The 19,122-nt window shown below is 67.5% G+C and carries 19 protein-coding genes; 16 read left to right on the top strand and 3 right to left on the bottom strand.

Annotated elements, in window-relative coordinates; translation table 11 throughout:
- The first annotated feature begins 108 nt into the window (after positions 1–108).
- The 10 genes from FXF75_RS00340 to argF all read left to right on the top strand — a co-directional run bounded on the left by FXF75_RS00340 (position 109) and on the right by argF (position 11,361).
- A complete protein-coding gene (locus FXF75_RS00340) occupies positions 109–1,668 on the top strand; it encodes a GAF domain-containing sensor histidine kinase (RefSeq protein ID WP_163519596.1) in 1,560 nt (519 codons plus the stop codon).
- A 310-nt stretch (positions 1,669–1,978) separates the two neighbouring features.
- Positions 1,979–3,298, top strand: a complete 1,320-nt coding sequence (locus tag FXF75_RS00335) for an argininosuccinate synthase (RefSeq protein WP_163519595.1) — start codon at positions 1,979–1,981, stop codon at positions 3,296–3,298.
- A gap of 1 nt (position 3,299) precedes the next feature.
- A complete protein-coding gene (argH, locus tag FXF75_RS00330) occupies positions 3,300–4,796 on the top strand; it encodes an argininosuccinate lyase (protein ID WP_163519594.1) in 1,497 nt (498 codons plus the stop codon).
- Positions 4,797–4,967: 171 nt separating this feature from the next.
- Positions 4,968–5,132, top strand: a complete 165-nt coding sequence (lysW, locus tag FXF75_RS00325) for a lysine biosynthesis protein LysW (RefSeq protein WP_135823492.1) — start codon at positions 4,968–4,970, stop codon at positions 5,130–5,132.
- A 1-nt stretch (position 5,133) separates the two neighbouring features.
- Positions 5,134–6,009 (top strand): lysine biosynthesis protein LysX, encoded by an 876-nt coding sequence (lysX, locus tag FXF75_RS00320; protein WP_163519593.1) that lies wholly within the window; start codon positions 5,134–5,136, stop codon positions 6,007–6,009.
- Positions 6,010–6,014: 5 nt separating this feature from the next.
- Positions 6,015–7,154: an N-acetyl-gamma-glutamyl-phosphate reductase gene (argC, locus tag FXF75_RS00315; protein WP_375335521.1), complete on the top strand. Its 1,140-nt coding sequence runs from the start codon at positions 6,015–6,017 to the stop codon at positions 7,152–7,154.
- Positions 7,151–8,128: an acetylglutamate/acetylaminoadipate kinase gene (locus FXF75_RS00310; protein ID WP_163519591.1), complete on the top strand. Its 978-nt coding sequence runs from the start codon at positions 7,151–7,153 to the stop codon at positions 8,126–8,128. The genes argC and FXF75_RS00310 overlap by 4 nt, the downstream gene beginning before the upstream one ends.
- A 28-nt stretch (positions 8,129–8,156) precedes the next feature.
- On the top strand, positions 8,157–9,296 hold the full coding sequence (locus FXF75_RS22330) for an aspartate aminotransferase family protein (protein ID WP_163519590.1): 1,140 nt from the start codon (positions 8,157–8,159) through the stop codon (positions 9,294–9,296).
- Positions 9,293–10,405: a [LysW]-lysine hydrolase gene (locus tag FXF75_RS00300; RefSeq protein ID WP_163519589.1), complete on the top strand. Its 1,113-nt coding sequence runs from the start codon at positions 9,293–9,295 to the stop codon at positions 10,403–10,405. Before FXF75_RS22330 ends, FXF75_RS00300 begins: the two co-directional genes overlap by 4 nt.
- Positions 10,402–11,361, top strand: a complete 960-nt coding sequence (argF, locus tag FXF75_RS00295) for an ornithine carbamoyltransferase (RefSeq protein WP_163519588.1) — start codon at positions 10,402–10,404, stop codon at positions 11,359–11,361. Before FXF75_RS00300 ends, argF begins: the two co-directional genes overlap by 4 nt.
- A 61-nt stretch (positions 11,362–11,422) precedes the next feature.
- On the opposite strand, the gene FXF75_RS00290 is transcribed toward argF, so the two are convergent.
- A complete protein-coding gene (locus FXF75_RS00290) occupies positions 11,423–11,929 on the bottom strand; it encodes a hypothetical protein (protein ID WP_163519587.1) in 507 nt (168 codons plus the stop codon).
- A 173-nt stretch (positions 11,930–12,102) separates the two neighbouring features.
- Between FXF75_RS00290 and FXF75_RS00285 the strand changes: the two genes are divergently transcribed.
- Positions 12,103–12,969 carry a manganese catalase family protein gene (locus FXF75_RS00285; protein WP_163519586.1) on the top strand — a complete coding sequence of 289 codons (867 nt, stop codon included), beginning with the start codon at positions 12,103–12,105 and terminating at the stop codon, positions 12,967–12,969.
- Between the two features lie 45 nt (positions 12,970–13,014).
- Here FXF75_RS00285 and FXF75_RS00280 read toward each other — a convergent pair whose 3' ends face one another.
- The gene (locus tag FXF75_RS00280; protein ID WP_163519585.1) at positions 13,015–13,485 is read right to left on the bottom strand and encodes a hypothetical protein; all 471 of its coding nucleotides are present in this window, start codon (positions 13,483–13,485) and stop codon (positions 13,015–13,017) included.
- 327 nt (positions 13,486–13,812) lie between these two features.
- Here FXF75_RS00280 and FXF75_RS00275 point away from each other — a divergent pair, with 327 nt between their 5' ends.
- The gene (locus FXF75_RS00275; protein ID WP_163519584.1) at positions 13,813–14,823 is read left to right on the top strand and encodes a CapA family protein; all 1,011 of its coding nucleotides are present in this window, start codon (positions 13,813–13,815) and stop codon (positions 14,821–14,823) included.
- A gap of 39 nt (positions 14,824–14,862) precedes the next feature.
- On the opposite strand, the gene FXF75_RS00270 is transcribed toward FXF75_RS00275, so the two are convergent.
- The gene (locus FXF75_RS00270) at positions 14,863–15,330 is read right to left on the bottom strand and encodes a DUF6789 family protein (RefSeq protein ID WP_163519583.1); all 468 of its coding nucleotides are present in this window, start codon (positions 15,328–15,330) and stop codon (positions 14,863–14,865) included.
- Positions 15,331–15,510: 180 nt separating this feature from the next.
- On the opposite strand from FXF75_RS00270, the gene thrC reads away from it, so the two are divergent.
- The 4 genes from thrC (at position 15,511) to FXF75_RS22325 (ending at position 19,092) form a co-directional block, all read left to right on the top strand.
- Positions 15,511–16,794, top strand: a complete 1,284-nt coding sequence (gene thrC, locus FXF75_RS00265) for a threonine synthase (RefSeq protein ID WP_163519582.1) — start codon at positions 15,511–15,513, stop codon at positions 16,792–16,794.
- Between the two features lie 90 nt (positions 16,795–16,884).
- The gene (locus FXF75_RS00260) at positions 16,885–17,193 is read left to right on the top strand and encodes a hypothetical protein (RefSeq protein ID WP_163519581.1); all 309 of its coding nucleotides are present in this window, start codon (positions 16,885–16,887) and stop codon (positions 17,191–17,193) included.
- A gap of 181 nt (positions 17,194–17,374) precedes the next feature.
- Positions 17,375–18,841: a histidine kinase N-terminal 7TM domain-containing protein gene (locus FXF75_RS00255; RefSeq protein WP_240334469.1), complete on the top strand. Its 1,467-nt coding sequence runs from the start codon at positions 17,375–17,377 to the stop codon at positions 18,839–18,841.
- Entirely contained in the window at positions 18,838–19,092 is a 255-nt protein-coding gene (locus FXF75_RS22325; RefSeq protein ID WP_309221729.1) for a HAMP domain-containing sensor histidine kinase, read from the top strand. Before FXF75_RS00255 ends, FXF75_RS22325 begins: the two co-directional genes overlap by 4 nt.
- Positions 19,093–19,122 lie beyond the last annotated feature (30 nt).

The raw sequence follows: 19,122 nt of genomic DNA, 5'->3' as shown, positions 1-19,122 counted from the left end.
TCGGGGACGGCGGACGTTCCAGCGCGAGCGGACCGCCCTCGGTGGTCGTTCGGCGAGGAATTTTCGAGGGCCTACACTTATTGAACTCGGGACCCATCGTTGCGACGAATGGAGTTCTCCGGAGAAGCGATTCGGGTTCTCTTCGTCGGCGACAGACCGGGGACCGAGGCGTTCGCGCGAAGCGTCCGCCGCGAGGAAGCGTTCACCGTGACTGTCGCCGCGGACCGAGAGAGCGCACTCGATTGTCTGGAGACCGATGAGTTCGACTGCGTCGTGGGCGACGTGGCCGCCGGATTCGAACTACTCGACGCCGTCCGAGACCGCTGGCCCGACCTCCCGTACGTGTTCGTCGCGGGAGAGGGAGACGACAGCGCCGAGGAGGCGCTCGCGCGCGGCGCGACCGACTACCTCGAACGACGGTCCGACCGCGACCAGTCGGCGCTGCTGGTCACCCGCGTCGAGAACGCCGTGGTGCGCCGGACCTCTGGCGGACTCGTCGGGACGCTCGTCACACAGGAGACGACCGACGACGACTACGCCCGCATCGCGACCGAACTCAGGGAGAACGAGACGTACCTACGGAAACTCTACCGAACCGCGTCGAACACGGAACTCTCCTACGAACAGAAGCGACGACGGCTACTGGAACTCGGCCGAGAGCGCCTCGACGTGGACGTGGGGTTCGTCTCGCGCATCGAGGACGACACCTTCGAAATCGTCGATGCGGTGGGGTCTCACGAACTGCTCCAATCCGACGAGACCGCGCCGCTGGCCGAGACCTACTGCCGGAGGACCATCGACGACGAGGGACTGCTGAGCGTGGAGGACGCCGAGTCGGAGGAATGGCTCGACGACCCGACGTACGAGACCTACGGTCTGGGCTGTTACGTCGGCGCGAAGATGTTCGTAAGCGACGACTTCTACGGAACGCTCTGTTTCGCCGACCGAAACCCCAGAGACCGGTCGTTCTCCGAGAACGAGAAGATATACGTCGAACTCATCTCCCAGTGGTTGCGCTACGAGTACGAGCAGATGGCCGACGAGCGCGCGCTCCGCGAGCAGAACGACCGACTCGAAGAGTTCGCCAGCGTGGTCAGCCACGACCTTCGCAACCCGCTGAACGTTGCCAGAATCTACCTCAACATGGCCGAGGAGACCGGTGCCGAGGAGGACTTCGAGCAGGTCGAGAGCGCTCTCGAACGGATGGAGCAGTTGATTCAGAACCTGCTGACGTTGGCCGAGCAGGGTGACGCGCTGGACGACGTGACCGACCACGACCTGTCGGCAGTGGCGGCCGACGCGTGGAAGAACGTCGATACCGACGACGCCACCTGCCGGGTGGAAGACGACGTAGTGGTCGAGTCCGACCGCGACCGCCTCCAGCAGTTGCTCGAGAACTTCTTCCGCAACTCGATAGAACACGGCGGCCGAACAGTGACCGTTCGGGTCGGTCCGCTCGACGGTGAAGACGGGTTCTACGTCGCCGACGACGGGTCGGGCATCCCCGAAGACCAGTGCGAGTCGGTGTTCGAACACGGCTTCTCGACCGACGACGGCGGGACCGGACTGGGACTCGCAATCGTTCGGCGTATCGCGGAGGCCCACGGGTGGACCGTCTCGGTCGCCGAGAGCGACTCCGGCGGTGCGCGATTCGAAGTCCGGTTCTGACGGACTCGCGACTGGTTCCGTTCGGCGAGTAGGTGTCGCCCCATTGACTGTAATCCTTGCCGCGCCGATAGAGTTTAAACCCCTCGGACCCGAAGGAGATGACGATGACAGGGACTCACGGCTCGGGTTCGTTCGCACCCGCCCAGAGCCGCGTGTCCACCCTCGTTCTCGCGCCGCGACGACGACCGGGGTCCCTTTAGACCCCACCTTATCCTCATCCCACGATTGTTCCGAGTTTGCCGCCGACGTCACCCGTATCGTCAGCGAACCACGTTCCGAATAAGACACACGACAACACACTACACCCAACATGACAGATAACAACACCGTCGCGCTCGCCTTCTCGGGCGGACTCGACACCACAGTATGCGTCCCGCTGCTCGAAGAGGAGTACGACTACGACGAAGTAATCGGCGTCACGGTAGACGTCGGCCAACCCGCCGAGGAGTTCGACGAGGCCGAGGAGACCGCCGACGCGCTCGACCTCGACCACTACGTCGTGGACGCGAAAGACGCGTTCGCCGACCAGTGCCTCGACGCAGTGAAGGCCAACGCGACGTATCAGGGCTACCCGCTCGGCACCGCGCTGGCGCGCCCCGTCATCGCCGAGGCCATCCTCGACGTGGCCGTGGAGAACGACTGCGACGCCGTCGCCCACGGCTGTACCGGCAAAGGAAACGACCAACTGCGCTTCGAGGCGGTCTGGCGCGACTCGGACTTGGAGGTCATCGCGCCCGTCCGCGAACTCGGCCTGACACGCGAGTGGGAGATGGAGTACGCCGACGAGAAGGGCCTCCCCGTCGAGGGCGGTAACGAGGGCGACTGGTCCATCGACACCAACCTCTGGAGTCGCTCGGTCGAGGGCGCGGACCTCGAAGACCCCGGCTACGTCCCGCCGGAGGACATCTACGAGTGGACCGACGCGCCCGGCCAGCAGACGACCGAGGACGGCGAGTTCGAGACCATCGAAATCGCCTTCGAGGACGGCTACCCGGTCGCCATCGACACCGTCGAGGGAACCTCGACGAGCCTTCAACCGCCGGTTGAAGACGGGGAAGAGATGCCCGCCGTCCAGCTAATCGAGTACCTCAACGACCTCGCCGGGAGTTACGGCGTCGGCCGCACCGACATGATGGAAGACCGCATGCTCGGCCTGAAGGTCCGCGAGAACTACGAGCATCCCGCCGCGACGACCCTGCTCAACGCCCACGAGGCGCTCGAAGGACTCGTCCTCACGGAGGAGGAGCGCGCCTTCAAGAAGCAGGTGGACCAGCAGTGGGCCGAGAAGGCCTACGAAGGTCTCCTATCCGCGCCGCTCGTGGACGCCCTCGACGGCTTCGTGGACACGACGCAGGAGAAGGTCACGGGCACCGTCACCGTCAAGTTCGAGGGCGGACAGGCCCGTCCGGTGGCCCGCGAGAGCGACTACGCGGTCTACTCCGAGTCGGCCGCCTCGTTCAACACCGAGTCGGTGGACGGCATCGCGCAGGCCGACGCGACCGGCGTGGCGAAGTACCACGGCTTCCAGTCGAGACTGGCCAACGCGGTGGCGAAGGACGCCGAGGCCAAGAAGGCGGAACTGCTGACCGACGGCTCAGGCGACGAGACCGAGGAGACGGAGGAGCAGTAGAATGACCGAGGAGAGCGAACGCGAGGCGCAACGCGCCTCGGAATACGCGAGCGGCGAAGCCGCGAGCGACGTGGTGCGCCGCGACCGCTTCAGCGGCGGCCCCGCCCGCGGGTTCCTCTCCTCGATGGACGACGACGAGCGCATCTTCGCGGCCGACCTCGCGGTGGACCGCGCCCACGTCGTGATGCTCGCCGAGCAGGGCGTCGTGGACGACGGCGAGGCCGCCGCCATCCTCTCGGCGCTGGACGAGGTGGAGTCGGCGGGCTTCGACGCCCTGCCCGACGGCGAGGACGTTCACGCCGCCATCGAGACGGCCGTCGTCGGGCGCGCGGGCGACGTGGGCGGGAAGATGCACACCGCCCGGTCGCGCAACGACGAGGTGGCGACCTGCATCCGCTACCGCCTGCGCGAGGACGTACTGGACGCCGTCGAGGCGACCCTCGGCCTCCAGAAGTCGCTGGCGGAGGTCGCCGAGGAACACGCCGAGACCGTGATGCCCGGTTACACCCACCTCCAGCCCGCACAGCCGACCACCGTCGGCCACTACCTGCTCTCCTACGAGCAGGCGGTCGCGCGCGACACCGCGAGACTGTTCGACGCATACGCTCGGGTGAACCGGTCGCCCCTCGGCGCGGCGGCGTTCGCGGGCACGCCGTTCGACGTGGACCGCGAGCGCACCGCCGAGTTGCTCGGCTTCGACGGTCTCGTCGCCAACTCGATGGACGCGGTCTCGACCCGCGACTTCCTCGTGGAGGTCGTCGCCGCGCTCTCGAACCTCGCGACGACCGTCTCGGGACTCGCCGAGGACCTCGTCGTGTTCTCGAACAAGGGCCTCGTCGAACTCTCGGACGACTACTCCTCGACGTCCTCCATCATGCCCCAGAAGAAGAACCCCGACACGCTCGAACTCGTGCGGGCGACCGCGGGCGACGCCGCGGCGGGCCTGAACGGGCTTCTCACGACCCTGAAGGGCCTGCCCCGCGCGTACAACCGCGACCTCCAGAACGCCACGCCCCACGCGTGGGAGGCCACGGACGCCGTGACCGAGGCGGTCGCGGTGGCGGCCGGGGCCGCGGCGACCGCGGCGTGGGACGAGGCGGCGCTCGCCGAGGCGGCCGGGGAAGGATTCTCGACCGCGACCGGCGTCGCCGACCTGCTGGCGATGGCCGGGGTCCCCTTCCGGAAGGCCCACGAGATGGTCGCCGAGGCTTCCGAAGAGGGGGCCGACTACGCCGCGCTCGACGCGGCGGCCGAGGACGTGCTGGGCGAGTCGCTCGACGCCTACGTCGAGCGCGAGGCGGTCGAGGCCGCGCTGGACCCCGCAGCGAGCGCGGCGTCCCGCGATTCGCCCGGCGGCCCCGCCCCCGAGGCGGTCGCCGCGGGCCTGACCGCGGCCGAGGAGACCATCGCCGCGGACGAGGCGGCGCTCGCCGACGAGCGCGCGGCGCTGGCCGACGCCGACGAGAAACTCCGGACGGAGGTGAGTCGATATGTCTGACCGACCGCCGGTCCCTTCCGGGACCGCATTTATATACTCTCGAAGCTCGGCGACGACTTCGGTTTGACGCGGAAATTGCCTCATTACGCCCTTAGAGCCCCGTCTGTTCTACGATAATTTTTTGACACGTTCGATGGTTTTAAGTGGAATAGCGATTTAGGAAGAACTGCTATGACCGAATGCGTACAGTGCGGGGCCGACGTGACCCTGCACGACGACGCCGAAGTGGGAGAGATAGTCGATTGCACGACCTGCGGTGCCGAACTGGAAGTCGTCGAGCGAAACCCGCCAGTCCTCGACCGAGCCCCGGAGCTCGAAGAGGACTGGGGGGAGTAAGTTGCAGGTTGGACTACTCTACTCCCGGATTCGGAAAGACGAGAAGCTGCTGCTGTCGGAACTCCGCGAGCGCGGCCACGACGTGGTCAAGATAGACGTGCGCGACCTCCAGTTCGGACTGGACGAGGCCCCCGAAATCTTCGCGGACCTCGACGTCGTGGTGGACCGGTGTCTCGCCACGAGCAGGAGCCTCTACGCCACGAAGTTCTGCGAGGCGTACGGCGTGCCCGTGGTCAACTCCGCGGAGACCGCCCGCACCTGCGCCGACAAGGTGCAGAACAGCCTCGCGCTCGCCGGCGCCGGCGTCCCCACGCCCGCGACCGACGTGGCGTTCACCAAGGAGTCGGCGATGGAGAGCATCGAGGAGTTCGGCTACCCCTGCGTCCTCAAGCCCGTCGTCGGGTCGTGGGGTCGCCTGATGGCCAAAATCGACTCCCGGAGCGCCGCGGAGGCGATTCTCGAACACAAGGCCACGCTCGGCCACTACGAACACAAGGTGTTCTACGTGCAGGAGTTCGTGGACAAGCCCGGCCGCGACGTTCGCGTCCTCGCGACGGACGGCGAACCCGTCGCCGCGATGGTGCGCTCGTCGGACCACTGGCTCACGAACGCCGCGAAGGGTGCCGAGACCGAGGCGTTCGAACTCGACGCCGAAGCGAAGAAGCTGGTCCAGCAGGCCAGCGACGCGGTCGGCGGCGGTTTGCTGGGCGTGGACCTGATGGAAGTCGGTGGCGACGGGACCAACTACACCGTCCACGAGGTCAACCACACCGTCGAGTTCAAGTCGCTGAACGACACCGCCGACGTGGACGTGCCCGCCGAAGTGGTCGATTGGCTGGAAGCGAAGGCCGCCGCGAAACACGAGGTGGTCGCCTGATGCCCATCACGAACGGGACGGCCACGGCGGGCGACGACGAGGAGAGTACCGCGGCAGACGACGAAGCGACGACCGCGATAGGCGAGGAGGACACGACCGGCGAGAGTCTCACCGCCACCGTCGTCGGCGCGAGCGGGTTCGCGGGCGGCGAACTCCTCCGCATCCTCTCGGGTCACCCGAACTTCGACCTCGCGGGCGCGACCAGCCGCGAGTACGCGGGCAAGTCGGTCGGGTCGGTCCACCCGAACCTCCGGGGGACCGACCTCCGGTTCTCCGACCCCGCCGACCTCGACTCGGTGGACGTGCTGTTCGCCGCGACGCCCCACGGCGTCTCGATGGCCCAGATAGACGTGTTCTACGACGCGGCCGACACCGTGGTGGACCTGAGCGCCGACTTCAGGCTGAACACCGCCGAGCAGTACGACGAGTGGTACGACGGCCACGACGCGCCCGAGTATCTGGAGGAGGCGGTGTACGCCCTGCCGGAACTCCACCGCGAGGAGTTGCCCGGCGCGGACCTAATCGCCGCTGGCGGCTGTAACGCCACCGCGACGATTCTCGGCCTCTATCCGCTGTTCGAGGCCGGGATTCTCGACGGTGGCGCGGACGAGCAGATAGTCGCCGACGTAAAGGTCGGGTCCTCAGAGGGCGGCGCGACGTCGAGCGAGGCCGGAAGTCACGCCGAGCGCTCGGGTGTCGTCCGGCCCTACGCGCCGACCGGCCACCGCCACGAGGCCGAAATCGAGCAGGAACTGGGCACCGACATGTCCTTCTCGGCCCACGCCGTGGACATGGTCCGCGGCGCGGCCGCGACCTGCCACGTCTTTCCGGACCAGCCCGTCTCGAAAGGCGACCTCTGGTCGGCCTTCCGCGAGGCCTACGACGAGGAACCGTTCGTCCGCCTCCAGTCCGGCGGGTCGGGCGTCTATCGCTACCCCGAACCCAAGGCCGTCGCGGGGACCAACTACGCCGAAGTCGGCTTCGAGTTGGACCCCGCCAACGAGCGCGTCGTCGTGTTCAGCGCCATCGACAATCTGGTGAAAGGCACGGCCGGGCAGGCGGTCCACGCCGCCAACCTCGCGCTCGGTCTCGAAGAGACCGCGGGACTCGACTTTCAGGGACTCCACCCGGTGGGAAGCCCATGACGGACGACTACACGGAATCGGACCTCGAAGCGGCACACGAGGAGCTAATCGACAACGACCTCGGCGACGACGGACTGCGGACCGACGGCGGGACGGTCGGCGGGGACGAGCAGAATCCGCCCGTCGTCGTCAAAATCGGCGGCGCGCGCGCCGTGGACCCCGAAGGCGCGCTGGCGGACGTCGCGCACCTCGTCGCCAACGGCGAGGACGTGGTAGTCGTCCACGGCGGTTCCACGGCGGTAGACGACACGCTGGAGCAGATGGGCGAGGAACCGGAGTACGTCGAGACGCCCGGCGGGGTCGTCGGTCGCTTCACCGACGAGAAGACCATGGAGGTCTTCGAGATGGTGCTTCCGGGCAAACTCAACACCGACCTCGTGGCGGCGCTCCAGAACGAGGGCGTGAACGCGGTCGGTCTCTCGGGCGCGGACGGAAAATTGCTGACCGGCCCGCGCAAGTCGGCGGTCAAGGTCCTCGAAGACGGCCGCAAGAAGATAAAGCGCGGTGACCACTCCGGCAAAATCGAGGCGGTCAACGACGACCTGCTCTCGACCCTGCTGGCCGGACGCTACGTCCCGGTCGTCACGGTACCGATGCTCGCAGAGGAGTCACATGGCGGCGGGAGCGGTACGAGCGCCGCCGAGTTCACACCGGTCAACGCCGACGCCGACCGCGCGGCCGCCGCGATTGCGGGCGCGCTAGGCGGCGAGTTGGTCGTGCTGACCGACGTGGCCGGGGTCTACGAGGACCCCGACGACCCCGACTCGCTGGTCGAGTCGGTCGGGACGCCCGCGGAACTCGACGCGGCCAAGGACGCCGCGGAGGGGTTCATGACGAAGAAGGTCATGGCGGCGGTCGAAGCCCTCGAAGGCGGCGCGGCCTCGGTGACGGTCGCGGACGCGAACAACCGCGACCCCATCACCGCGGCCCGGACCGGCCACGGGACCGATTTCCAACCGGAGGCGGTCAGATGATGGTGGAACTCGAATCGGAGGCGGTCAGATGACTGGCGGATTCGTCTACTCCGAGAAGCCGATTCGCATCGAGTCGGGCGACGGCGTCCACCTCTACGACGAGTCGGGGAACGAGTACCTCGACTTCGGCGCGAGTTACGGCGTCGCCGCGGTCGGCCACTGCCACCCCGAGGTCGTCTCGGCGGTGCAGGAGCAGGTCGAGAAACTGACGTTCGTGCAGGCCAGCTATCCCAACTCGGCCCGCGACGGCCTCTACGACAAACTGGCGGCGGTCGCGCCCGGCGACTTGGAGAACGTCTGGCTCTGTAACTCCGGTACCGAGGCAAACGAGGCCGCCATCAAGTTCGCCCGCAGCGCCACCGGCGACTCCAAAATCGTCGCGGCCCAGCGCGGCTTCCACGGCCGGACGATGGGGTCGCTCGCGGCGACGTGGAAACCCAAGTACAAGACGCCATTCGAACCGCTCGCCGGGGACTTCGAGTTCGTCCCCTACGGCGACGAGGAAGCCCTCGCGGAGGCCGTGGACGAGGAGACGGCCGCGGTCCTGCTGGAACCGATTCAGGGCGAGGGCGGCGTGAACCCCGCGCCCGAGGGCTACCTGCAGGCCGCCCGCGAGGTGACCGAGGAGACCGGGTCGGCCCTGATTCTGGACGAGATTCAGACCGGACTGGGCCGGACCGGCGCGCTCTGGGCCTGCGAAAAGCGCGGCGTCGTGCCCGACGTGCTCACCTCGGCGAAGGGACTCGGCGGCGGTCTCCCGGTCGGCGCGACGCTCTGCGCCGACTGGATAGCCGAGAACGCCGGACCGCACGGTTCGACGTTCTCGGGCGGTCCAGTGGTCAGCGCGGCCGCGGAGGCCACCCTCTCGGTCGTCGCCGAGGAGGACCTCGCAGCGAACGCCGCAGAGGTCGGAAACCATCTCCAGTCGAAACTGGGGGGTTCCGAGCTACCGATTCGCACGGTCCGCGGCGAGGGACTCCTCCTCGGCGCGGAGGTGAAGCGCGGCGCGAACCGCCTGCTGAAGCATCTGGCGATGGACCACGGGATTCTGGCGCTCCCCGCGGGCCGGACCGTGGTGCGCCTGCTCCCGCCACTAACCGTCGACGAGAGCCACGCCGACGAAGTGGTCGCGGCGCTGGAGAGCGTCCTCGCGGAGGTGTCGCCGTGAGCGCGAGCGCCGACGCGGGCGTGAGCGACGAGGCGGCCCGCGAACTCCTCGCGGACCTCGTGTCCATCCCCTCACCCTCGGGCGAGGAACGGGAGTGCGCCGAGCGCCTCGCGGCGTTCTTCGAGGAGCGCGGCCGGGAGGTCTGGCTGGACGAGGTCGGCAACGTCCGCGCGCCCGCCGACGACTCGGTCCTGCTGACTTCGCACATCGACACGGTGCCCGGCGATATTCCGGTCCGCACCGAATCCGGCGACGGCACGGAGACGCTGTGGGGCCGCGGGAGCGTGGACGCCACGGGTCCCCTCGCGGCGATGGCCGCGGCGGCGGTCGAGACGGGCGTCAGTTTCGTCGGCGTGGTCGGCGAGGAGACCGACTCGCGGGGCGCGCGCCACCTCGTCGAGGACCGCGACTCCCCCGACGCCGTGGTCAACGGCGAACCCTCGGGTTGGGACGGCGTGACGCTCGGCTACCGGGGGTTTCTGGCCGGGGAGTACGCGGTCGAGACGGACTCGGCCCACACCTCCCGGCCCGACCCCAACGCGATACAGGCGGCGATGGACTGGTGGCGGTCGGTCGAGGACGCGTTCGCCGAGGGAAGCGGCGAGACCGTAGACGGTGAAGAACGCGGGGACGCCGAGGACGGGGAAGACGAGACTCCCGTCTTCGAGCAGGTCACCGCCAAGCCGGTCGAGTTCGCTGGCGGCACTGCGGCCGACGGTCTCTCGGTGGAAGCCAGCGCCGAGGTGCAGTTCCGGATTCCGCCGGGCGCGACGGCGGCGCAGATTCGGGAGACGGTCGAAGCCGAACTGGACGAGGGGGCCATCGACTGGCGGGAGCCGATTCCGCCCGTGATGGAGACGCCCCGAAGCGAGGTGGCGCGAGCGTTCCGGGCCGCGATTCGACGAGTCGGGGGCGACCCTCGACTCCTCCGCAAAACCGGAACCAGCGACATGAACCTCTACGCCGGAGCGTGGGACTGCCCGATGGCGACCTACGGTCCCGGCGACTCAGACCTCGACCACGCGCCGAACGAACACCTCGACCTCGGAGAGTTCGACCGCTCCATCGCGGTCCTGAACGCCGTCTCCGAGGACCTCGCCGAACCATGAGCAACTACGCGACCGAATCCACGACGACCCCGACCGCCGAATCGCCAGTCAGCCACGTCCTCGACGTAGACGACCTCGCGGACGACGACCTCGCCGACGTGTTCTCGACCGCCGCGGACCTCAAGGCGGCCCACCGAGAGGGCGAACCCCACGCGCTCCTGCCGAACCAGACGCTCGCCATGCTGTTCGAGAAGCCTAGCACCCGGACGCGGGTTTCGTTCGAGACGGGGATGACCCAGTTGGGCGGCCACGCCGTCTACCTCGGGCCGGACACGACGCACCTCGACCACGGCGAACCCGTCGCCGACACCGCCCGCGCGCTCTCGCGCTACGTCGATGCGGTGATGGCGCGCGTGTTCGACCACGGGGCGCTCGAATCGATGGCCACCCACGCCACCGTCCCGGTGATAAACGGACTCTCGGACGACGCCCACCCGTGTCAGACCCTCGCAGACCTCTTCACCGTCTACGAGCGGTTCGACGGGTTCGAGGGCGTGGACGTCGCGTGGGTCGGCGACGGTAACAACGTCGCCCAGTCGTTCGCCATCGGGGCCGCGATGGCCGGACTCGACTTGACGATGGCGACCCCGGAGGGGTACGAACCGGACGACGGCGTGCTGGAGCGCGCCGACGAGCGCGGTTCTGCACCCGAGGTCGTCCACGACCCCGAGACCGCCGTCGAGGGCGCGGACGTGGTGTACACCGACGTGTGGGTCAGCATGGGTGAAGAGGACGAGCGCGAGGAGAAACTCGGCGACTTCGACGGCTTTCAGGTGAACGACGACCTGCTCGCGGCCGCGCCGGAGGCCGACGTGATGCACTGTCTGCCCGCCCACCGCGGCGAGGAGATTACCGGCGACGTGCTGGAGAGCGACCGGGCGGTGGTCTGGCAACAGGCCGAGAACCGGATGCACACCCAGAAGGCGCTGTTGACCCATCTTCTCGGCGCGCACTGAGGGACAGGGAATCGAAAGCGGGACGTTCTCGCCGTCGTCTCACTCCTGCTACGACGCACCGCTAGTCTGCCGCGTGGCGTTCGACGGTCCCGTCGAGGTGGAACTGCGTCCGGAGTTGGAGGCGGGCAACCTGTCCGACGCTACCGTTCGTGCCCGGTTTCCGCGTCGTCGTGCGTTCGACAGTCGCCGAAATGTCGGCGTCGAGCCAATCCCGTAGCGCCCGTTCGAGTTCGTGGCCGTCGTCCGTCGAGTCGAGCAGCACGTCCACGACGGGAGTCCGCGGGCGGACGGCGACGACTTCGGGGCGTCGCTCTAACCACGCCGTCAACTCCGGGTACGTCTGTTCTCCCAGCGTGTCCTCGATTTTAGCGTAGGTCCCCGTGAGGTCGGTGAGGTCCCAGTATCTAGCAAGTGCGTACTCGTCGATGACTTTCTGCCGCCGCGTCGCGCGGTACGCGTTCGTGAGAACGTCGGCGTCCGCGAGTCGGTCGTAGTCGGCTTCGAATCGGACGCGGCGGTCCGCCGGCGAATCGCCGTCGGGCGTCCACGTCGCCTGCCAAGAGTACATAGCGCCGGATTTCGAGTCCCCTGTTATCAACTTTCACCTTCCGGCGCGGGGGTCGGAACTCGGACTACGACCCTCGACGGAACCTAACTGAACATTCAACTAGCAGGATATGAATGTCAACAGCCAAAACAGATTATGGCGTCGTCGTGGTTGATTACGGCGGGGGAATTACAGTGTTTTACCACGACAACGAACTCCAGTACGAAGTCGAAGTCGAAGAGCCGGACCCGCAGTTCGCCAAGATGTTGCAGGAGGCCATCGGCGGCGTCGAGGGGGAGATGCGCGTCGCGCTCCAGTACATGTTCCAAGCGTTCGGACAGCCGAAGGAGAGACAGGAGTACCGCAACCTGCTGATGGAGACCGCCGCCGAGGAGTTGGGCCACATCGAGATGCTGGCGACCGCCGTCTCGAAGAACCTGCAGGGCGCGCCCGAGGAGATGCGCCGGGAGGCCCGCGAGAACGACGCCGTCATCGACGCGATGATGAGCGGCGGTCAGCCGCGACAGGCGCTGTCGGCCGGACTCCACGCGATGCCCGTGGATGCCAACGGCAACCCCTTCAGCGGGAACTTCATCGTCGCCAGCGGGAACCTCGCGGCGGACATGTACGCGAACATCATGGCCGAGTCCACCGGGCGACTGCTGGCGACGCGGCTGTACGAGATGACCGACGACCCCGGCATGAAGGACATGCTCGCGTACCTCATCGCCCGCGACACGATGCACCAGAACCAGTGGCACGCGGTCCTCGAAGAGTTGGGCGAGACGCTTCCGGTCCCCGCCAGCTTCCCGCAGGAGAAGGAGAATCAGGACTTCAACTACGAGTTCATGTCCACGTTCCGCGAGGAGCGCGAGAACCCCCACGAGCGGTGGACCGAAGGAGTGTCCATCGACGGCAAGGGCGAGTTCTCGTTCGGCACGCAACCCGGCGGCGGGAACCCACAGCTCGAAAAGGCCATCGAGCAGATGCACAACGAGGCGTCCCAAGCAGGCGGAAGCACGGGCGACTCCAGCATCGACGACACGAGTACGAACGAATAACGTCGGTTGACCGCCGACTGTGGGTCCGTCGCGGCCGGACGCGAATCAGGTCGGTCGGGACCTGACGACGGCGAACCCGACGCCCAGAACCGCGCCGTAGAGGACGTGACCCGCGAGGCTGACCCAACTCGGACTCGGAATCGGCAGGACCCACACCCCGTTGGCCACGGCCCAAAACGCGAACGCGACCGCGACCGCTACCGTCCAGACGACTACCCCGTATCCCGCACCGAGTATCGCGCCCGTCGCGGGGCGGTCGGCGGAGGCTTGGACGCGGGGCCAGCTGGTCAGACCGGCGTAGACGAGCGCGAACACGACGCTGTGGAACAGGTGAACCGCCCAGTCGGATGCCAGCGTCTCGGTCCCGCCGGACCCGCCGGTCGCGGGCAAGACGCCCGCGACGAACTGGAGGTAGAGACCGAAGACGACGCCCGCGACGAGTCCGGCGACCGCGCCGCCCAGCCATCGCCGTCTGAACGGTCGCTCGCGGCCGACCGCGGTTTCGCGTCGCGCCATGTCTCTTCGTTCGGGAGCGGAGACCAAGAACAGAGGTGGTCGTTCGCTCCAGTTCACCGATACAGCGTTCGGTTACGTGGCGGTACGAGCGGTTACGGGCACGTTTAGCGCCGATTCGGTACGCTACGTTCGGTCGCGTGAGTCACTCAGGTCGCCGTATCGTCGTCAATCCGAGAATTCGGCGGGAGGACCGGGTCCGTCACCGGCGACCCCGTCGTTGCAGGTGGGCAACGAGCGATATCTCGGGTTCGTCACGGTGCCGTCCGGCGGAATCGGGCGTACGCTTTTGTCTACCTCGCTCGAAGTGAAACGGAGGGGTGGAAACGGATGGCACGACTCGGATTCACGGGCGACGTGATGCTCGGTCGAAAGGTAGACGAGACCCAACGTCGCCGGAATCGACCAGTGAGCGCGGTCTGGGGTGACCTCACCGAGCGTCTGCGGTCCCTCGACGCGCTCTTCGTCAATCTGGAGTGTTGCCTCTCGACTCGCGGCGAACGGTGGACCCGGACACACCGGCCGTTTCACTTCCGGGCCGACCCCGACTGGGCGGTGTCCGCGCTCGACGCAGCGGGCGTCGAGTGGGCGAATCTCGCCAACAACCACCTGCTGGACTTCGGCGAGAACGCGCTGCTCGACACGCTCGACCGCCTCGATTCGGCGGGCATCGCGCGTTCCGGCGCGGGGGAGGACCGCGAGGCGGCCCGCGCACCGGCGACGGTCGAGGTCGGCGACTCGGACGACACCGCCGCCGACGACATGCGAATCGCGTTCGTCTCGGCAACCGACAACACGCCCGAGTTCGCCGCGGGACCCGACAGTCCCGGCACCGCGTACCTCGACCTGTCGGACGAAACCGAGGCGCGCGAGACGATGGCGGAGATGCTGGCCCGCGCTCGGCGCACCGACCCAGACTTACTGGTGGTGGCGCTCCACTGGGGACCGAACATGGTCGAAGAACCGCCCGACCACTTCCGGCGGTTCGGTCGGTGGCTGGCCGAGCGCGGGGTGGATTTAGTCCACGGCCACAGCGCCCACGTCTTTCAGGCGGTCGAGGTCCACGACGGGACGCCCGTCCTCTACGACTGCGGCGACTTCGTGGACGACTACGCGGTCGATTCGGACCTCCGGAACGACCGGAGTTTCCTCTTCGAGGTCCGAGTCGAAGACGGGGAAATTTCCGAACTGCGGCTCTTGCCGACGGAAATCGACGACTTCGCGGTCCACGAGGCGAGCGCGGAAGCGGCCGCGTGGAGCAGGAAACGGATGCGTGAACTGTCGGCCGGGTTCGGGACCCGATTCGAGACCGACGGTGAGGAACTGGTGCTGGAACCCTGACGGCGACACCCGAACCGACGTGCTACGAGGGCCGTCCGCCTACGAATCGCGGAGGGAGGGGAACGCCGCACCGAGAACAAGCCCGTAGACGACGTGGCCGACGAGACTCGTGGGATTGAAGTTGGGGAGCGGCGGTGCCTTCGGAAAGCCGACCGCGCCGAGCCAGACGGGCATGACGACCGCGGCGAGAACGACCCACAGGACGACGCCGTAGCCGACGCCGAGGGCGGCGCTCTTGCCCGTCGAGTTCACGGTGGTCGGCAACGCTCCGACGACGGCCGCGAACACGATTCCGAGGGCCACCGAGTGGAAGAGGTGGACGAGCCATCCCGCCGGGAGACCCGCCAGCCCGTACATCGAGGGGATGGCGACTTCGATGACGGGTCGCATCTGCATCGTGAGCATCGCACCCATGACGATGCCGCCGAGAAATCCGGCGAGTGCGCCGCCCTTCCACGCGAACTGTTCGACTGGCGTTCCGACCGCCGTGCTGGTTTCCGAAGCCATACTCTGAACGTCTCCCACGGACAACATCCCCGTTGGGTGGACGTGCAGTCCCGTCGCACAGCCGAGGTCGAGTAGAAGGTGCTGGCAGGTGTGATACCCGGAGGCCGCGCGTCTCCGCGTCCGGGACAAATCTGCCGCCGACCGGCCCCTTTTTCCCCGTCGGTCGCCTTCCAATCGCCAATGACCGACCTGACGTTGGCCGACGCCGGAGTCGAGTCCGCACCGGACGTAGCCGACGACGGCGTCTGGTTGGCCTGTATCGACTGCGACTGGACCGGCGCGCCGTTCGAGGAGGTCCGGTACCGGTGCCCCGACTGCGACAGTCTGCTGGAGGTCCGGTACGCCGACCACCCCTCGCTCGACGACTTCGCCGACTCGACCGAGCGCGGCGTCTGGCGGTACGCCGACGCGCTCCCGTTCGCCTCCGGCGTGAGCATCGAGGAGGGCGACACGCCGCTCTACGAGGTCCCGACCATCGAGGACGAGACGGGCGTCGCGGACCTCCGGGTCAAGCACGAAGGGATGAACCCGACCGGGAGTTTCAAGGACCGCGGCATGACCGTCGGCGTCCGCGTGGCCGAGGAACTCGGCGTGGGCCGACTCGCGTGCGCGTCCACTGGCAACACGAGCGCGGCGCTGGCGTGCTACGGCGCGCGGGCCGACACGCAGGTTCTCGTCCTCCTCCCGGCGGGGAAGGTCGCGGCCGGGAAGGTCGCGCAGGCCAGCCTTCACGGCGCGCGGATTCTGGAGGTGGACGGCAACTTCGACGCGTGCCTCGACATCGTCTCGGACCTCGCCGACCGCGGCGAGGCCTACTTGCTGAACTCGCTCAACCCCTTCCGACTCGAGGGCCAGAAGACAATCGGTCTCGAAATGCTGGAACAGTTCCGCGACCAGACCGGCGACCTGCCCGACCGCATCGTCCTGCCGGTCGGGAACGCGGGCAACACCGCGGCCCTCTACAAGGCGTTCCGCGAACAGGTTGCGGCCGGGTCGCTCACCCCCGAGGAAGTCCCGGCCCTGACCGGCGTGCAGGCCGAGGGCGCGGCCCCGATGGTCGAGGCCATCGAGGAGGGCAACGACGAGGTCCGGCGCTGGGAAGACGTCGAGACCCGCGCGACCGCCATCCGCATCGGGAATCCGGTCAACGCGCCGAAGGCGCTCCCCGGAATCCGCGAGACCGGCGGCACCGCGGTCGCGGTCTCCGACGAGGAGATTACCGACGCCCAGCGCTCGCTCGCCCGCGACGGCGTCGGTGTCGAACCCGCGAGCGCGGCGTCCGTGGCGGGCCTCCGAAAACTCCGGGCGTCGGGCGAAATCGCGGCCGACGAACAGGTCGTCTGCCTGACCACGGGGCACCTGCTGAAGGACCCCGACGCCGCGGCGGCCGCGGGGGCCGAACCCGAACCCGTCCCGGCAGACACCGACGGCGTACTCGACCACCTCGGCGAGTCGCGGGAGTAACCTCCAGTCGAAACGCCGTCGTTCGCCCGTCAGACACGTCACACCCTCGTCTGACGCGACTTTTTGGTTCTCGACTCCGTCTGTAGTTGCGTGAGTATCGAGACCCCCGAACGCACTCACGACCCCGACCGGCGACCGTCCGAGAGCGAGTACGAGGACCTGCTGGCCGAACGTGCGCGACTCGCCGACGAAGTGGAGACGCTCGAGCGGCGACTCCGTCGAACCGAGTCCCGACTCGACGCGGTCGTCGCTCGTAACGAGCGGATTCTGGAGGCCCGGACCGAATCCTACCGCGAACGAATCGCCGACGCGAAAGCCGACGACGCCGACGACTTCGAGTGGACCGGTCGGAAGCAGGGACCGACGCTGGTGGCGCGACTGCGGGATTGGCTCAGATAACGTCGTTCGTCTGCTCGAACGAATACACCGCAGTCGTTTTTAATTTACTTAATTCTTACACTAGCGGTATAAATCAGTTATCGTAAGATAGCAGGCTCAAAGCTAGTTAATTCAACCCGTGATAATCCCGTGCGAGCGTTTATGTAGAGTGGTTCGCATGTGTACGCTGTTTCCGAGTACTATGCAAATCACAATCTCGGTAGTGCTGTCGGCACTCGCCGCGGTCATCACCGCCAGCGTCGCCGCGTTCGCGTGGCAGCGACGGCAGACGGCGGGAGCGGTCCCGGTCGCGGTGTTCACCGGGGCCGCGTCACTCTGGACCGCAGGGAACGCCCTGCAAGCCGCGAGTGTGACGCTGTCCGGGAAATTGTTCTGGGTGAACGTGCAGTACGTCGGTCTCGCCGTCGTCCCGCTCGCGTGGTTCGCTTTCGCCTGCGAGTACACCGGGCGAGAACGGTGGGCGAACCGACGGACGCTCTCAATTCTCGCCGTTCCGATGATAGCGACGGTAGCGCTCTCGTGGACGAACCAGTACCACCACCTCGTTCGAACGTCGAGCGATATCGTCACCGTGGGCGGAATCGTCATCGTTCGCCGAAGCTTCGGGCCGGTGTTCTGGCTGAGTTGGACGTACTCGAATCTCGTAAACGGGGTCGGCACGGTCCTGCTGTTCCACGGATTAGTCCGGTCCCACAGACTGTATCGCCGCCAGACGCTCGCGGTCCTCACGGGGACCACGGTACCCTGGCTCGCCTCCTTCCTTTTCTACACCGGACTGACGACGGTCGAACCGGAGGTGTTCGTCGCGGTGTCGGGGCTGGCGTTCGGGTACGCGATAGCGGAGTACGACTTCCTCGACGCGGTTCCCGTCGGCCGAGCGACGGTGTTCGAGGAGACGGACGACCCCGTCCTCGTCCTCGACGGCGACGACCGAATCGTGGACGCCAACCCCGCGTCCCGCGACCTGTTCGGATGGGGTACCGCCGACACGTTCGTCGGCCGACCGATAGCCGACGCCTGCGGCGAACACACGGAACTCGTCGAACGCTACGACGACGGCGAGTCCGGCACGGAGGTCGTCGTCGAGGACGACGGCGAGCGCAGGTACTTCGACGTGCAGTTCTCGTCGTTGTCGAACGACTCAGTCCGGGGAACGACGGTGTTCCTCCGCGACGTGACCCGCCTCAAGCGCCACGAGCGACACCTCGAACGCCAGAACGAGCAACTCGAACAGGTCGGACACACCATCGCACACGACCTCCGCAATCCGCTCAACGTCGCGCAGGGCAACCTCCAACTCGCCCGCGACGCGAACGACGCCGACGCCGTCGCCGAGCGTCTCACCAAAGTGGACTCGGCCCACGAGCGCATCGACGACATCATCGAAGAGGTCCTCGCCGTCGCGAAGGGCGAGAGGACGACGACCTGCGACAGTCTCCGCCTCCGGCGAGTCGCCGAGGACGCGTGGCGAAACGTCGAAACCGAGGGCGCGGAGATAACGTTCGACGGGACCGACCGTCGCGTGCTCGCCGACGAGGGGCAACTGACGAGCGCGTTCGAGAACCTGTTCCGGAACGCCGTGGAGCACGGCTCCACGGGCATCGTCCACAGGACGATAACGCCGTCGAACACGGTCGTTCCGACGTGACCGTCCGGGTCGGGTCGCTCGACGGGGGATTCTACGTCGAAGACGACGGACCGGGAATCCCCGAGGACGAACGCGGGCGGGTGTTCGAACGGGGGTACACCACGACGGCGGACGGGACCGGCGTCGGACTGGCCGTGGTCGGCGACATCGCCGAGCGACACGGCTGGGAGGTTCGCACGACCGAGAGCGAGGACGGCGGTGCGCGGTTCGAGATTCGCGGCGTCGAAATTCCGCCCGCGCCGGTCGAGTAGTGTTCCGCGGTCACGTCCGGCACGGGAGAC

Origin of the sequence: Halorussus sp. MSC15.2 (genome assembly GCF_010747475.1) — an archaeon.
Lineage (GTDB): Archaea > Halobacteriota > Halobacteria > Halobacteriales > Haladaptataceae > Halorussus.
Note: the sequence above shows the minus strand (reverse complement) of the source record. Positions and strands in the feature narration are given on the sequence as shown.

Coding starts and splice junctions, on each gene's coding strand:
- FXF75_RS00340 (WP_163519596.1), top strand. CDS start 109: ATGGAGTTCTCCGGAGAAGCGATTCGGGTTCTCTTCGTCGGCGACAGA.
- FXF75_RS00335 (WP_163519595.1), top strand. CDS start 1,979: ATGACAGATAACAACACCGTCGCGCTCGCCTTCTCGGGCGGACTCGAC.
- argH (WP_163519594.1), top strand. CDS start 3,300: ATGACCGAGGAGAGCGAACGCGAGGCGCAACGCGCCTCGGAATACGCG.
- lysW (WP_135823492.1), top strand. CDS start 4,968: ATGACCGAATGCGTACAGTGCGGGGCCGACGTGACCCTGCACGACGAC.
- FXF75_RS00310 (WP_163519591.1), top strand. CDS start 7,151: ATGACGGACGACTACACGGAATCGGACCTCGAAGCGGCACACGAGGAG.
- FXF75_RS22330 (WP_163519590.1), top strand. CDS start 8,157: ATGACTGGCGGATTCGTCTACTCCGAGAAGCCGATTCGCATCGAGTCG.
- argF (WP_163519588.1), top strand. CDS start 10,402: ATGAGCAACTACGCGACCGAATCCACGACGACCCCGACCGCCGAATCG.
- FXF75_RS00290 (WP_163519587.1), bottom strand. CDS start 11,929: ATGTACTCTTGGCAGGCGACGTGGACGCCCGACGGCGATTCGCCGGCG.
- FXF75_RS00280 (WP_163519585.1), bottom strand. CDS start 13,485: ATGGCGCGACGCGAAACCGCGGTCGGCCGCGAGCGACCGTTCAGACGG.
- FXF75_RS00275 (WP_163519584.1), top strand. CDS start 13,813: ATGGCACGACTCGGATTCACGGGCGACGTGATGCTCGGTCGAAAGGTA.
- FXF75_RS00270 (WP_163519583.1), bottom strand. CDS start 15,330: ATGGCTTCGGAAACCAGCACGGCGGTCGGAACGCCAGTCGAACAGTTC.
- thrC (WP_163519582.1), top strand. CDS start 15,511: ATGACCGACCTGACGTTGGCCGACGCCGGAGTCGAGTCCGCACCGGAC.
- FXF75_RS00255 (WP_240334469.1), top strand. CDS start 17,375: ATGCAAATCACAATCTCGGTAGTGCTGTCGGCACTCGCCGCGGTCATC.